This window comes from uncultured Sphingopyxis sp. (assembly GCF_900078365.1).
Taxonomy (GTDB): domain Bacteria; phylum Pseudomonadota; class Alphaproteobacteria; order Sphingomonadales; family Sphingomonadaceae; genus Sphingopyxis.
This window is the reverse complement of sequence record NZ_LT598653.1, coordinates 2,708,800-2,722,478: the sequence shown is the minus strand read 5'-3', so window position 1 is coordinate 2,722,478 and position 13,679 is coordinate 2,708,800. Positions and strand designations below refer to the sequence as shown.

The window sequence follows — 13,679 nt, the reverse complement described above, 5'->3', positions numbered from 1 at the left end:
GGGCAGCGGCGGTGCAATTGCCCACCCCGCTGCGACTAACGAACAAAGTTCGTAAGTCTCGCTGCCCCTCCCGCAAGCGGGAGGGGAAAACAGTGCAACCCCACAACGTCCGCTCACCAACCCGTAGCGAACATTCCCGCGATCCAGCCCCTTCGCCATACACCCCGTCACCTGTTGCAGCTTGCCATGCTCCCTAATCCCCGCCAGATTGGTTTCGAAAAGAAACCAATGAAGCCCGAGGGAGCATTTGATGATCGGCGATTTCGAACAGCAGCGCGTTAGGCTTTCGACCGGGGTCGAGCTCGATGTGGTCGACATCGGGCCGAAGAACGCCCCGACGCTGATCTTCCTCCACGGCTTTCCCGAATCGCACCGCACCTGGCGTCATCAGCTGCCGCATTTCGCGGGCCGCTTCCGCTGCATCGCGCCCGACCAGCGCGGCTATCGCGGATCGTCGAAGCCGCAGGAGGTCGAAGCCTACACCCCCGACAAGCTGATCGCCGACATTTTCGCGCTCGCCGACGTGCTCGGCGTCGATACATTCACCATCGCCGGGCACGACTGGGGCGGCGCGATCGCCTGGGGCGTCGCGCTGGGCGGCCAGCCGGGCGGACTGCATCCGGCGTGGGCGGGCCGCGTGACGCGCGCGGTGATCGCGAACGCGCCGCATCCGGGGATCTTCCAGCGCCTTCTCGCGACCGATGAGGAGCAGCGCGCGGCGAGCCAATATATCCGCACCTTCCGCGACCCCGCGAGCGACAAGATCCTCGAGGAGCATGGCATCGCCGGCATCCTCGCCCACGCCTTTGCGGATCGCGTGCCGAGCGGCGGCCTCCAGCCCGCCGATGAGATCGGCCGCTTGCTTAAGGATTGGGAGGATCGCGACGCCTGCCGCGCGATGATCAACTGGTATCGCGCCTCGACGATCAAAGTCCCCGCGATGGACGAGCCCTATGCCGAGCCGCCCGCCGCGCCTTTTCCGAAACTCGCGGTCCCGACGCTGGTGATCTGGGCGCTCGACGATGTCGCGCTGCCGTCGTGCAACCTTGACGGGATGGAGGATCTCGTCCCCGGCGCGACGATCGTGAAGGTGCCGGGCTGCGGCCATTTCGTGCCGTGGGAGGCGCCCGACGCGGTCAATCGCGCGATGGACGAATTTCTCGCCGCGACCTGAGATCGGGGGGCTCGTCCTCTTCCCAAAAAAAGCGGCGGGCAGCGATGGCGCCGCCCGCCTTTGGGGGGGTCTGGGACTGCGTGTCTGGGGCACGCGAATATTGTTGCCCGCACCCATTTCCCCTTGGCTGCGACCAAGGCCGGGGACTTTGGGTGGGGCGATTTAACCATATTGCGGGGCAATATGGCAGGCTTTCACATTCTCCCATTCTTGCCATACTCCGGTCATGGAAGTGGGTGGACTCAGGGTCGCCTCGATCACTGACCGGATCGATGGCCCTTCGAACTGGACGATCGAACGCGATGTCCATGCGCTGATCCTTTACGAGGCGGGCAGCTATCACTGGCTCGAAACCTGGCTGGGCGAGATGCGGACGTCGCTTGGCGATCCGTTGCCGGGCGAGATGTGGCTGGTGCCCGCGGGACTGGTCTATCGCGCGGCGGCGAAGGGCGGCGCGGTCCGCTATAGCGAGGTCGAGATTCCCGCGGCCCTGCTGTCGATCGCGCCCCATACGCGGGCGCTCGCGGCGCACCATGACCTCGCGCTCGCGGCGCTCGTCCGGGCGCTGGGGGCGGGCGACGCCTCGGCGGCCGGTCCGCTGGTCGCGATCCTCGCCCGAACGCTCGATCATATGGCCGGGCGCGCCGAATCCCCCGGCATGACCCGGCGCATCAACGATTTGATGATCTTCATCCAGGCGCAGCTCGAAGTGCCGTTGACCGTCGAGGATATGGCGGCCGAAGCCGGCATGTCGGTCAACAGCCTGATCGTCCATTTCGCCCGCGCGACCGGGCGCACGCCCGCGCAATATGTGCTGCGCCAACGGCTGCGCCGCGCCTGCTGGTTCCTGATGAACCGCCCGCTGTCGATCGCCGAAATCGCCTTCGCCACCGGATTTTCGAGCCACGCGCACCTGTGCGCGGTCTTCCGGAACAAGGTCGGCATGTCGCCGGGCGAGTGGCGCCGCCGCCACCGGTCGGCGATCGTGCCGGTGGACGGGGAGGAGTAGAGCGGAACTCTAATTATCTGGTTGCATCAGGCAGCCGCTCGCGCCGGCATGGCGCGCGCTGCGCGAGGCGAGCAGGGGGACGCTGCCGGTGATCGTCCTGGTCGCCGGATCCTCGCTCAGCGACACCATCTCCATCCCGGGCTCGAAATCGCTCTGACAACTTTCGAGGCTGCGGCCCTGGACATAGCGGCACGAACAGCCGACGCGCGCCGCATAGGCCGACCCCAGTTCGGCCTGCGCCTTGAACGACGGGAATTTCCAGACCGCGAAGACGGCAAGCAGCACCGCGGCGACGATCGCCCAAGGCAGGCAGCCGCCCCGGCGGCCCGGTTTCTTCCGCGATGGCGCCGCATCCGCTGGCGGCGCGGCGGGCGAGGGGGCGGCTGGCGGCGCCTCGCCCGTTGAAGGGCCGGTCGGATTGATGTTATTCACCCCGCCCATGATCACGAAAAAAAGGCTGCTGGCAAGTGCCGCCCTCGCGATGCTGGCGGCGTGGACGCTGGCGCAGGCGGCGGGGCAGGGGACGATGGCGCCCGCGTCGTCCGGGCCGAAATTCGGCCTGTCGCTCGACGACGTCGCAAAGACCGGGACGCCGCGCGCGCTGCCCGCCTTGCCCGCCGCGATCCGGGCGCGCGCCGACGCGCTCTTCATCGATGCCGACGATGTCGGGGAGACGCGTGCGCTGCTCGTGCTGCAGGGCGGCGAGTTGATCTACGAACGCTATGGCGCGGGTTTCGGCCCCCGCAGCAAGCTGATCAGCTGGTCGATGGCGAAAAGCATCACCGCGGTGCTCACCGGCTTCCTCGTCGCCGACGGGCAATTGTCGCTGGGCGCCCCCGCGCCGGTCGATGCGTGGCAGCGCAGCGGCGATCCGCGCGGCGCGATCACGCTGCGCGATCTGCTGCATATGTCGGCGGGGCTCGAGCATGTCGAAACCGGCGATCCGGTGTGGCAGGGCGATACCGTCGAAATGCTGTTCGGCGACGGTGCGGGCGACATGGCCGGCTTTGCCGAGGCGAAGCCCGCGGCGGCGCAGCCGGGCGAGGTCTTCAACTACAGCTCGGCGACCAGCGTCATCCTGTCGGACATCATCGCCGACACGCTGACGCCGTCGCCGAATCCCGATGCGCGGCGCGACGCGATGCGCGATTTCATCGGCGGCCGGCTGATCGAGCCGCTCGGCATGACCAGCCTGACTCCCGAGTTCGATGCGAAGGGCACGATGATTGGCGGGTCGATCATGCACGCGACCGCGCGCGACTATGCGAAGTTCGGCGAATTCCTGCGCAATCGCGGCGTCGTGAACGGGCAGCGGCTGCTCCCCGAAACCTGGATGCGCTTCATGCTGACGCCATCGCGGAACGATGCAGGCTATGGCGGCCATATCTGGCTGAATCGCAAGCGTCCCGCGGGAGTCACTCCGGCTTTATGGCCCGACCGCGGCCCGAACGACCTGTTCGCCTGCATCGGCCATCAGGGCCAATATATCATCGTCTCCCCGTCGCAGCGCGTGACGATCGTGCGGCTCGGGGTGACGCGGGACGATCAATTCCCCGCGCTGCGTCGCCACCTCGCGGATCTGACCGAAAGCTTATAGCAGAAAATCGCCCACCAGCGTCGTGACGCAGGTGCCGGTGAGCTCGACCATGTCGCCGTCGAGGCGGCAGCCGACATGGCCGCCGCGCGCGCTCGCCTGATAGGCGGCGAAGGCGTCGCGGCCGAGGCGCGTCGTCCAATAGGGCGTCAGCACGCAGTGCGCCGACCCGGTCACCGGGTCCTCGGGGATGCCGGCCCCGGGCGCGAAGGCGCGGCTGACGACGTCGGCGCCCGACGCGTCGCCCGCGCCCGGCGCGGTCGCGATATAGAGGCTGTCGCCCTCGCTCAGCGCCGCGAGATCGGGCGTCAGCGCGCGGACCTCTTCGGCACTGCGATAGACGACCAGCGCATAGCCGCCCTCGTGCCACAATGTTTCGACGACGTCGCCGCCCATCGCGCGCGCAATGTCGGGCAGGGGCTTCGCTTCCGCCCGATAGGCGGGCAGCTTCATGCGATAGCCGTCTTTCTCGCCGTCGCGCGTCACCTGCAATATGCCCGCCTTGCGCGTGCGAAAGCGCATTTCGCTCCGCCACTGCGCCGCCGACAGAAGGACATGCCCGCTCGCCAGCGTCGCATGGCCGCAGAGCGCGACCTCCAGCGTCGGGGTGAACCAGCGCAGCTCATAATCGGCTTCGTCGCTGTCGTCGGGGACGAGAAAGGCGGTTTCGGCGAGATTATTCTCGGCCGCGATCGCCTGCAGGGTCGCGTCGTCGAGCCATTCGTCGAGCGGCATCACCGCCGCGGGATTGCCGGTGAAGGGGCGGTCGGCAAAGGCGTCGACCTGCGTGATCGGAAGACGGCGCGCCGCGCTCATGGATAAAGCAACCCTTTCGTCCAGCCATCGCCGGCGCGCCCGAACAAGGTGCGTTCGTGCAGCCGGTGCGCCCGGTCCTGCCAGAATTCGATCGCCGAAGGATTAACGCGCCAACCCGACCAGCGCGGCGGTCGCGGCACCTCCTGTCCCTCGAAGCGCGCCTGCATCGCGGCGAAGCGCGCCTCGAACGTCTCGCGGCTATCGAGCGGTCGCGACTGGTCGCTCGCCCAGGCGCCGAGCTGGCTGTCGCGGCTGCGCGTCGCGAAATAGGCGTCGGCGGTGGCATCGTCGACCGGAGCGGCAATGCCCTCGATACGGATCTGCCGGCGCAGCGATTTCCAGTGAAAGAGCAGCGCCACATGGGGGTTCGCTGCCAGCTCGCCGCCCTTGCGGCTGTCGAGGTTGGTATAGAAGACGAAGCCGTCGGGGCCATGGCCCTTGAGCAGCACCATGCGCAGCGACGGGCGTCCGTCGGGCGTCGTCGTCGCGAGCGCCATCGCGTTCGAATCATTGGGTTCGCTGGCGCGCGCCTCGGCGAACCAGCTATCGAACAGGGCAAAGGGATCGTCCGTCATGCGCGCGGTCATAATACGCCGAGGAGCAACGGTCGAGTTTCATCGTCATCCCGGCCTTCGCTGGGATGACGGAGGGAGAGATGGGCCGCGGCATTTGTGGAACTTGACCGTTCCCCGGCCCATTACCACATGGCGCGCGCAATCGGGCTTCACGCCCAGTCACTTATCGGGCTACAGGAGCAAAATGGCCGATCCCTATTCCACCCTGGGCGTTGCGAAGAGCGCGAGCGAAGCGGAGATCAAGTCCGCCTATCGCAAGCTCGCCAAGGAACTGCATCCCGACAAGAACAAGGACAATCCCAAGGCGGCGGAGAAATTCTCCGACGTCACCAAGGCCTATGACCTTCTGTCCGACAAGACCAAGCGCGCGCAATATGATCGCGGCGAGATCGACGGCGACGGCAACCCCGCGATGCCGTTCGGCTATGGCGGCGGCGGCGGGTTTCGCGGCGATCCGCGCGGGCAGGGCGGTTTCGGTGGCGAAGGCGCCGATTTCGGCGATATTTTCGAAGGGCTGTTCGGCGGGCGCGGCGGCGGCGGGCCGTTCGGCGGTTTCGGCGGACGCAGCGCACCGCCGCAAAAGGGCGCCAACGTCGCCTATCGCCTGTCGGTCTCGTTCATCGACGCCGCGACGCAGGCGCCGCAGCGCATCACGCTTGCGGACGGGGGCACGATCGACCTGAAGCTGCCCGCGGGTGTCGAGACGGGAACGCAGATGCGCCTCGCCGGCAAGGGGCAGCCGGGGCCTGGCGGCGCCGGCGACGGCATCGTCACGATCACGGTCAAGGACCACCCCTTCTACCAGCGCGAGGGCGCCAATATCCGGCTCGACCTGCCGGTCACGCTGAACGAGGCGGTCAAGGGCGCGAAGGTCAAGGTGCCGACCGTCGATGGCCCGGTAATGCTGTCGATCCCCGCGGGCTCCTCGTCGGGCAAGGTCATGCGGCTCAAGGGCAAGGGGTTCAGCCAGAAGAGCGGCGGGCGCGGCGACCAGCTCGTGCGGTTGATGGTCGATCTGCCCGCCGACGACGATGCGCTGATCAAGCTGCTCAGCGAATGGACCGATCCGCGCAACGTGCGGGCGGATCTCGGCGTGTGATGCGTGGCTGACGCCGGCGAAAAGAAGATTGTCGCCGCGCTCGAGCGCGAGGTCGCCGACGAGGTCGGCAAGGAATTTCTGGCCGAGGGCCATTCGCCGCATTCGCCCGAGGCACGCGCCGAGCGCGCCAAGCGCATTCATCTGCGCGCGCGCGCCGAGGGACTTATCGAGCGCGGGCGCGAACAACTCGGCCCCGGCACCCGCGCCTACCATGTCGTCCGCCGCGTCATCGTCGGCACCTATACCGACGGCTTCATCCACGCGGGCAATCTCGCCTATCTCGCGCTGATCGCGCTCTTTCCCTTCTTCATCCTGCTCGCCGCGGCGCTGTCGCTCGTCGGCGGCAGCGTCGGCGGCGAGCGGGCGGTCGAGGCGGTCTTTTCGACGATGCCACCGACGGTCGCGAAGGCGCTGTCGGGCCCGATCCGCGAGGTGATGACCGCGCGCACCGGCATCTTCCTGTGGCTCGGCGCGCTCGTCGCGCTGTGGACCGTCGGCAGCCTGATCGAGACGGTGCGCGACATCCTCCGCCGCGCCTATGGCACGCATTTCTCCAAGGGATTCTTCCATTATCGCCTGCTGTCGATCGGCATCATCACCGGCGCGGTCGTGCTGATGCTGCTGTCGTTCAGCATGCAGGTGCTGATCGTCGGCATCGAACAGTTCGTGGCGCGCGTGCTGCCCGAGCAATATCAGGCGTGGGGGATCGTGCTGATTTCGCGCGGGGTGTCGGGCGCGGGGCTGTTCCTCGCCATCTACATGCTCTTCTACAGCCTGACGCCGTCCAAATACCGGCGGCTCAAATGCCCGAAATGGCCCGGCGCGCTGTTCACGACGCTCTGGTGGATCGGCGTCACCCTTGCGCTGCCGCCGCTGCTCGCCAGCCTGCTCAGCTATGACGCCACCTATGGCAGCCTCGCGGGTGTGATGGTCGCGCTTTTCTTTTTCTACCTCGTCGGATTGGGTATGGTGATGGGCGCGGAACTCAACGCCGCGCTCGTCGAGGTTGAGGATTTGGGCCACGACGCTATTGGGCGCGTGGACGACATCATGGTCGAATCGGAAAAGGCCGGAGAAGAAAAATGACGGGTCTGATGAAGGGCAAGCGCGGGCTGATCATGGGCCTCGCGAACGACAAATCGCTCGCCTGGGGCATCGCCAGGGCGCTGCATGCGCACGGCGCCGAACTGGCGATCTCCTATCAGGGCGACGTGATGCTGAAGCGCGTCAAGCCGCTCGCCGACGAGCTCGGCTGCGATTTCCTGATCGATTGCGACGTCGCCGACATGGACAATCTCGACGCGGCGTTCGCGACGCTTGGCGCGCGCTGGCCGACGATCGACTTTGTCGTCCACGCGATCGGCTACACCAACAAGGAAGCCCTTCGCGGCCATTATGCCGACGTCGGCCTCGAAGATTTTCTGATGACGATGAATATCAGCGTCTACAGCTTCACTGCGGTCGCGAAGCGCGCGGCGGCGATGATGACGCCCTTCGATCCCGAAACGGGCACGGGCGGCGGCTCGCTGCTGACCCTCAGCTATTATGGCGCCGAAAAGGTCATCCCGCATTACAATGTCATGGGCGTCGCCAAATCGGCGCTGGAGACGAGCGTCAAATATCTCGCCAATGATTATGGTCCGCAGGGCGTTCGCGTGAACGCGATCTCGGCCGGCCCGATCAAGACGCTCGCCGCCAGGGGCATCAAAGACTTCTCGGCAATTCTGAAATTCGTCGAAAGCCATGCCCCGCTGCGCCGCAACGTCACCATTGATGACGTGGGCGGCTCGGCGCTCTATCTTCTGAGCGACCTTGCGAGCGGCGTCACGGGCGAGACGCACCATGTCGATGCGGGCTATCACACCGTCGGCATGAAACAGGAAGACGCGCCGGACATCGCGCTTGCGTAGCAGGCGAGCGAAGGCCGATAATATCCGTGTGTCCCCGCGAAGGCGGGGACCCATCTCCGGTCGATTCAAACTTGCGCCAATCGGTGATGGGCCCCCGCCTTCGCGGGGGAACATGGTTTTTTCTTCGCGGGCGATTGCATGATCTCGATCCGCTCTTCGACGCAAGCCGATTGCGACGCCATCGACGCCGTCATCCGTGCCGCCTTCGCCGGGACCGAATTCGGCCATCAGGGCGAGGCCGAGCTGGTGGCGATGATCGAGGCGGACGGCGACGCGCTGGTGTCGCTGGTCGCCGAACGGGACGGCCTGATCGCCGGGCATGTGCTGTTCAGCCGGATGGACGTCGAAGCCGACGGAGCGCCGCTTTCCGGCGCGGGCCTCGCGCCAGTCTCGGTCGCGCCCGAACGGCAGGGACAAGGCATAGGTGACGCGCTGATCCGCGCTGGGCTGGAAGAATTGCGCGCGCGGGGTGCGGCGATCAGCTTCGTTCTCGGCCATGCGGATTATTATCCGCGCTTCGGCTATTCGCCCGAACTCGCGGCGCGCTTCGCTTCGCCCTTCGCGGGACCGCATTTCATGGCGATGATGCTTGGCGATACGGCATGGCCCGAGTGCGGCCGGGCTGATTATGCACCCGCCTTCTCCCGCTAAACCCCTCTCCCCTTGGGGGAGAGGGAGGGGCCCATCGCGAAGCGATGGGAGGGTGAGGGTGTGAGCAAAAGCCGTTTCGAACTTCGCGACGGCACCGTCGACCGCGCTCGCCGCCTGCGCCGCGAGGCCACACCGGCCGAGAAGAAATTGTGGTCTGTATTGCGCGCGGGCAACCTCGGCGCCAAATTCCGCCGCCAGCAGCGCCTCGGTCCTTTTATCGCAGACTTCGCCTGTCAATCCGCGCGGCTGGTGATAGAGGTCGATGGCGATAGCCATGCGGCACAAATCGACTATGACGCGCGGCGGACGCAATTTTTGGCGGAAGAGGGATATCGGGTGCTGCGTTTCACGAACCATGACGTGATGGACAATCTGGAGGGCGTTTGCCGGGCGATCGCGCTTGCTCTTGCCCACAATCCCTCACCCTCCCATCGGGCTTCGCCCGACGGGCCCCTCCCTCTCCCCCAAGGGGAGAGGGAACCATGAGTTTCAACAGCTTCGGACGCGTTCTTCGCTTCACGACTTGGGGGGAGAGCCACGGTCCCGCGCTCGGTGCGGTCGTCGACGGCTGTCCGCCCCGGCTGTCGCTCTCCGAAGCCGACATCCAGCCCTTTCTCGACAAGCGCCGCCCCGGCCAGTCGCGCCACACGACGCAGCGGCAGGAACCCGACCAGGTCCGTATCCTCTCGGGCATCTTCGAGGGCAAGACCACCGGCACGCCGATCAGCCTGATGATCGAGAATGTCGACCAAAGGTCGAAGGATTATGGCGAAATCGCGCAGGCCTATCGTCCCGGTCACGCCGATTATGCCTATGACGCCAAATATGGCATCCGCGATTATCGCGGCGGCGGCCGGTCGAGCGCGCGCGAGACCGCCGCCCGCGTCGCGGCGGGCGCGGTGGCGCGGCTCGTGATTCCCGAGGTGCAGATCCACGCCTGGGTCGCCGAGATCGGCGGCGATGCGATCGATCCTGCGAACTTCGATCTCGAAGAAATTGATCGCAATCCCTTTTTCTGTCCCGATCCCGCCGCGGCGCAACGCTGGGAAGGCTTGATGGACGCCGCGCGCAAGGCGGGCAGTTCGCTGGGCGCGGTCATCGAATGCGCGGCGAGCGGGGTGCCCGCCGGCTGGGGGGCGCCCATCTATGCCAAGCTCGACGCCGACCTCGCCGCCGCGATGATGGGGATCAACGCGGTGAAGGGCGTCGAGATCGGCGCGGGCTTCCACGCGGCGCGGCTGCGCGGCGAGGAGAATGCCGACGCGATGCGCCCCGCGAGCGACGGCAGCAACCGGCCCGATTTCCTGTCGAACAACGCCGGCGGCATCGCGGGCGGCATCTCGACCGGCCAGCCCGTCGTCGTGCGCGTCGCCTTCAAGCCGACGAGTTCGATCCTCACCCCCGTGCCGACGGTGAACAAGGCGGGCGAGGCGACCGACATCGTCACCAAGGGCCGCCACGACCCCTGCGTCGGCATTCGCGGCGCGCCGGTGGTCGAGGCGATGATGGCGCTTGTCCTCGCCGATCATAAATTGCTGCACCGGGCGCAGAACGGCTGACATGATCGACGCGGTCAGGGCCTTCATCGAAGCGCACCAGGCCGTCCTGTCGCTGGTCATCCTCGCCGCGATGTTCGTCGGCTTCCTGATGGAGCGGCTGCCCGCGACCGTCATCGCGATCCTCGGCGCCTGCGCCTGTCTCGCGCTTGGTATCCTCGACGCCGATGGCCTCTATTCGGTCTTTTCCAACTCGGCGCCGATCGTCATCGGCGCGATGTTCGTCCTGTCGGGCGCGCTGATCCGTACCGGCGTAATCCAGCGCGTCGCCGACGCGATCATGAAGCGCGCGGAGAAGCACCCGCGGCTCGCCATCGTCGAAGTCCTTTTGGGCGCGCTCTTCGCCTCGGCGTTCCTCAACAACACGCCGGTCGTCGTCGTGCTGCTGCCGATCATGATGAAGCTCGCCGAAGTGACGGGCGTCAGCGCCAAGAAGCTGCTGATGCCGCTGTCGATCGCCGCGGTGCTCGGCGGCACGCTGACCCTGATCGGGACCTCGACCAACCTCGTCGTCGACGGCATCGTGCGTCAGGCCGGGATGGAGCGATTCGGCATTTTCGAGATTACCCCCATCGGCCTCGTCACCGCCGCGTCGGGGATGATCGGTCTCGCGCTGATGTGGTGGTTGCTGCCGTCGGACAAGCCCGTTGAGGGGCCCGCGGGAGCGCATGACGCGCATCCCTATCTGACCGAACTGGTGCTGAGCGACGAGGACGATCTGGTCGGCATGACGGTCGAGGCGTTCCGCGACCTGCCGCGCTCGGGGCGCATCGTGGGGGTGCGCCGCGGCTCGGTCATCGTGCGCGGCGCCGACCTCGATCATTGGACGCTCGCCGCGGGTGACCGGCTGATCCTGCGCGTCGATGGCGCGACGCTGATGACCTGGCGCGAGCAGGGCCGGTTCCGCCTGGGGATCGGCGGCGGCGAGCCGGGTGAGGGCGATATGGTCGTCGAAACGATGATCGCGTCGAACCATCCGGCGATCGGCCAGCGGCTGGCCGACATACCCTTTCTGCAGAAAGTCCGGGCGCGCGTCATCGGCCTCGATCGTCCCGCGCACGAGCCCGGCCCCGACCTCGCGAGCGTCCGCATCCGTCCCGCCGACCGCCTGCTCATCGCGTGCGGGCCGCGCGAGGTCGAGGCGCTGCGCGACAATCCGCATCTGATCGGTGCCGATCTCGCCAAGGTTCGCGCCTTCCGGCGCGGCAAGGCGTGGATCGCGATCCTGTGCATGGTCGCGGTCGTCGCGCTCGCCGCGCTCGACGTGATGTCGATCGGCGTCGCCGCGATCATCGCGATCGGCGTCATCCTCGTGACGCGCTGCATCGACAGCGAAGAGGCATGGGGGACGATCGACGGCGACGTGCTGATCCTGATCTTCGCGATGCTCGCGGTCGGGCTGGCGCTCGAGCAGAGCGGCGCGGTCGCGATGATGGTCGGCGGGGTCAAACCGGTGCTTGCGGGCCAGCCGATGTGGGTGCTCGTCTTCGGCATCTACTTCTTCGCGCTCATTCTCTCCGAACTGCTCAGCAACAATGCCGTCGCGGCGCTGATGACGCCGGTGACGCTCGCGATCGCCGCCGAACTGGGGGTCGATCCGCGCCCGCTGGTGATCGCGCTGATGATCGGCGCGTCGGCCTGTTTCGCGACGCCGATCGGTTACCAGACCAACACGATCGTCTATGCCGCGGGCGATTATCGCTTCGTCGATTTCGTGAAAATCGGGGTGCCGCTCAACATCATCACCGGCGTTTCGACCTGTCTCGCAATCAGCTTCTTCATAACCTGACGGCATAGCGGGCGAACCGCCAGCCCCTTGACGCTGCGGCTTGTGGCGGGTCAAAGGGGGCGAGATTCTGGCCGGTCACGGCGCGCCATAATGAACATTCGGGGGACGGCCGCATGGACCGCAAGCTTACATTATATATTCTCGCGGGCATGGTGCTCGGGATCGCGGTGGGATATGCGGTCCGCGTCGCGGTGCCCGCCGACAGCCAGGCTTTCGAATATTGGCTGCGCAGCTTCGGCACGCTCGCCACCATCTTCCTCAACCTCATCAAGATGCTCGTCGCGCCGCTGATTCTGGGCACGCTCGTCGCGGGCATCGCGCATATGGGCGACAGCTCGGCGCTCGGGCGTATCGGCACGCGCGCGATCGCCTGGTTCATCATCGCCAGCCTGATCTCGATCAGCCTCGGTCTGATCATGGTCAACCTGCTCCAGCCGGGCGTCGGGGTCGACATGACCGTCTCGGCACAGTCGGTGGGAGAGGTGAAAAAGCTCGATATGTTCGAATTCATCGAGCATATTTTTCCGAAGAACGTCATCGCCGCGATGGCGGATAACAACGTCCTCCAGATCCTCGTCTTCTCGCTTTTCGCCGGCGTCGGGCTGACCGCGCTCGGCGAAAAGGGGCGGCCGCTGGTGCGCGGGGCCGAGGCGCTCGCCGAGCTGATGCTGCAGATCACCGGCTATGTCATGCGCCTCGCGCCGCTCGCGGTGTTCGGGGCGCTGGCGAAGGTGGTCGCGCAGCATGGCCTCGGCATTCTCGCGACCTATGCCGAACTGCTCACCGAATTCTACATCGCGCTCGTGCTGCTCTGGGTGCTGCTGCTCGCCGCCGGGGCGATCTTTCTGCGCGGGCGCATCATTCAGCTCATCCGCTATATTCGCGAACCGCTGCTGATCGCCTTTTCGACCGCCTCGTCAGAGGCCGCGATGCCCAAGCTTTTCGAACAGCTCGACCGCTTCGGGGTGCCGCGGCGCATCTCGGGCTTCGTGCTGCCCTTGGGCTACAGCTTCAACCTCGACGGGTCGATGATGTATGCCAGCTTTGCGACGATCTTCATCGCGCAGGCCTATGGCATCGAACTGTCGATCGGCACGCAGATCCTGATCCTGCTGACATTGATGGTGTCGTCGAAGGGGATCGCCGCGGTGCCGCGCGCCAGCCTTGTCGTCATCACCGCGACGCTCGCGATGTTCGACCTGCCGGTCGAGGGCGTCGCGCTGGTCTTCGCGATCGACCATTTCCTCGACATGGGCCGCACCGCGACCAACGTCGTCGGCAATGCGGTGGCGACCAGCGTCATCACCAAGTGGGAAGGCATGCTCGAAGTGCCCGAACCCGCCGACGCCGAACGGCCGCACGCGCCGTCGCATACGCCGCATCATGGAACCCGCGGGCTCGATCTTCGTGATAGTGATGCGGCGGGGGACAACAAGCCGGCGGCCGATACCGCGTAACGCACGGGGCTGCCTGCCGCGCCCGATCGGGGCGAACGAGGAGCCGAAC

At 66.6% G+C, this 13,679-nt stretch carries 14 protein-coding genes; 11 read left to right on the top strand and 3 right to left on the bottom strand.

Annotated features, from left to right (window positions below; all coding sequences use genetic code 11):
- Window positions 1-250 precede the first annotated feature (250 nt).
- Window positions 251-1,174 (top strand): alpha/beta hydrolase, encoded by a 924-nt coding sequence (locus QZL87_RS12640; RefSeq protein ID WP_295319902.1) that lies wholly within the window; start codon window positions 251-253, stop codon window positions 1,172-1,174.
- Window positions 1,175-1,400: 226 nt separating this feature from the next.
- Window positions 1,401-2,183: an AraC family transcriptional regulator gene (locus QZL87_RS12635; RefSeq protein WP_295319900.1), complete on the top strand. Its 783-nt coding sequence runs from the start codon at window positions 1,401-1,403 to the stop codon at window positions 2,181-2,183.
- A gap of 9 nt (window positions 2,184-2,192) precedes the next feature.
- On the opposite strand, the gene QZL87_RS12630 is transcribed toward QZL87_RS12635, so the two are convergent.
- Window positions 2,193-2,624, bottom strand: a complete 432-nt coding sequence (locus QZL87_RS12630) for a hypothetical protein (protein ID WP_295319898.1) — start codon at window positions 2,622-2,624, stop codon at window positions 2,193-2,195.
- On the opposite strand from QZL87_RS12630, the gene QZL87_RS12625 reads away from it, so the two are divergent.
- Complete coding sequence (locus QZL87_RS12625; RefSeq protein WP_295319896.1) at window positions 2,623-3,780, top strand: serine hydrolase; 1,158 nt, start codon at window positions 2,623-2,625, stop codon at window positions 3,778-3,780. The genes QZL87_RS12630 and QZL87_RS12625 overlap by 2 nt on opposite strands.
- Here QZL87_RS12625 and QZL87_RS12620 read toward each other — a convergent pair.
- On the bottom strand, window positions 3,775-4,593 hold the full coding sequence (locus tag QZL87_RS12620) for a PhzF family phenazine biosynthesis protein (protein ID WP_295319894.1): 819 nt from the start codon (window positions 4,591-4,593) through the stop codon (window positions 3,775-3,777). The genes QZL87_RS12625 and QZL87_RS12620 overlap by 6 nt on opposite strands.
- A complete protein-coding gene (gene pdxH, locus QZL87_RS12615; protein WP_295319893.1) occupies window positions 4,590-5,168 on the bottom strand; it encodes a pyridoxamine 5'-phosphate oxidase in 579 nt (192 codons plus the stop codon). Before pdxH ends, QZL87_RS12620 begins: the two co-directional genes overlap by 4 nt.
- Before the next feature lie 184 nt (window positions 5,169-5,352).
- Here pdxH and QZL87_RS12610 point away from each other — a divergent pair, with 184 nt between their 5' ends.
- From QZL87_RS12610 to QZL87_RS12575, 8 genes are all read left to right on the top strand, one after another.
- Window positions 5,353-6,267, top strand: coding sequence for a DnaJ C-terminal domain-containing protein (locus QZL87_RS12610; RefSeq protein ID WP_295319891.1), 915 nt, complete (start codon window positions 5,353-5,355; stop codon window positions 6,265-6,267).
- Between the two features lie 3 nt (window positions 6,268-6,270).
- On the top strand, window positions 6,271-7,353 hold the full coding sequence (locus tag QZL87_RS12605; protein WP_295319889.1) for a YihY/virulence factor BrkB family protein: 1,083 nt from the start codon (window positions 6,271-6,273) through the stop codon (window positions 7,351-7,353).
- Entirely contained in the window at window positions 7,350-8,177 is an 828-nt protein-coding gene (locus QZL87_RS12600) for an SDR family oxidoreductase (RefSeq protein ID WP_295319887.1), read from the top strand. The genes QZL87_RS12605 and QZL87_RS12600 overlap by 4 nt, the downstream gene beginning before the upstream one ends.
- A 138-nt stretch (window positions 8,178-8,315) precedes the next feature.
- Window positions 8,316-8,828: an N-acetyltransferase gene (locus QZL87_RS12595; RefSeq protein WP_295319885.1), complete on the top strand. Its 513-nt coding sequence runs from the start codon at window positions 8,316-8,318 to the stop codon at window positions 8,826-8,828.
- A gap of 60 nt (window positions 8,829-8,888) precedes the next feature.
- A complete protein-coding gene (locus tag QZL87_RS12590) occupies window positions 8,889-9,314 on the top strand; it encodes an endonuclease domain-containing protein (RefSeq protein ID WP_295319883.1) in 426 nt (141 codons plus the stop codon).
- Complete coding sequence (gene aroC / locus QZL87_RS12585) at window positions 9,311-10,387, top strand: chorismate synthase (RefSeq protein ID WP_295319882.1); 1,077 nt, start codon at window positions 9,311-9,313, stop codon at window positions 10,385-10,387. Before QZL87_RS12590 ends, aroC begins: the two co-directional genes overlap by 4 nt.
- 1 nt (window position 10,388) lies before the next feature.
- A complete protein-coding gene (locus QZL87_RS12580) occupies window positions 10,389-12,173 on the top strand; it encodes an SLC13 family permease (RefSeq protein ID WP_295319879.1) in 1,785 nt (594 codons plus the stop codon).
- A 113-nt stretch (window positions 12,174-12,286) separates the two neighbouring features.
- Window positions 12,287-13,630, top strand: a complete 1,344-nt coding sequence (locus QZL87_RS12575; protein ID WP_295319877.1) for a dicarboxylate/amino acid:cation symporter — start codon at window positions 12,287-12,289, stop codon at window positions 13,628-13,630.
- Window positions 13,631-13,679: the final 49 nt, after the last annotated feature.

Bases quoted from the DNA above. Each gene is read 5' to 3' on its own strand.
- QZL87_RS12595 (WP_295319885.1), top strand. From the start codon at position 8,316: ATGATCTCGATCCGCTCTTCGACGCAAGCCGATTGCGACGCCATCGAC.
- aroC (WP_295319882.1), top strand. From the start codon at position 9,311: ATGAGTTTCAACAGCTTCGGACGCGTTCTTCGCTTCACGACTTGGGGG.
- QZL87_RS12610 (WP_295319891.1), top strand. From the start codon at position 5,353: ATGGCCGATCCCTATTCCACCCTGGGCGTTGCGAAGAGCGCGAGCGAA.
- QZL87_RS12635 (WP_295319900.1), top strand. From the start codon at position 1,401: ATGGAAGTGGGTGGACTCAGGGTCGCCTCGATCACTGACCGGATCGAT.
- QZL87_RS12640 (WP_295319902.1), top strand. From the start codon at position 251: ATGATCGGCGATTTCGAACAGCAGCGCGTTAGGCTTTCGACCGGGGTC.
- QZL87_RS12580 (WP_295319879.1), top strand. From the start codon at position 10,389: ATGATCGACGCGGTCAGGGCCTTCATCGAAGCGCACCAGGCCGTCCTG.
- QZL87_RS12630 (WP_295319898.1), bottom strand. From the start codon at position 2,624: ATGGGCGGGGTGAATAACATCAATCCGACCGGCCCTTCAACGGGCGAG.
- QZL87_RS12600 (WP_295319887.1), top strand. From the start codon at position 7,350: ATGACGGGTCTGATGAAGGGCAAGCGCGGGCTGATCATGGGCCTCGCG.
- pdxH (WP_295319893.1), bottom strand. From the start codon at position 5,168: ATGACGGACGATCCCTTTGCCCTGTTCGATAGCTGGTTCGCCGAGGCG.
- QZL87_RS12620 (WP_295319894.1), bottom strand. From the start codon at position 4,593: ATGAGCGCGGCGCGCCGTCTTCCGATCACGCAGGTCGACGCCTTTGCC.
- QZL87_RS12625 (WP_295319896.1), top strand. From the start codon at position 2,623: ATGATCACGAAAAAAAGGCTGCTGGCAAGTGCCGCCCTCGCGATGCTG.
- QZL87_RS12575 (WP_295319877.1), top strand. From the start codon at position 12,287: ATGGACCGCAAGCTTACATTATATATTCTCGCGGGCATGGTGCTCGGG.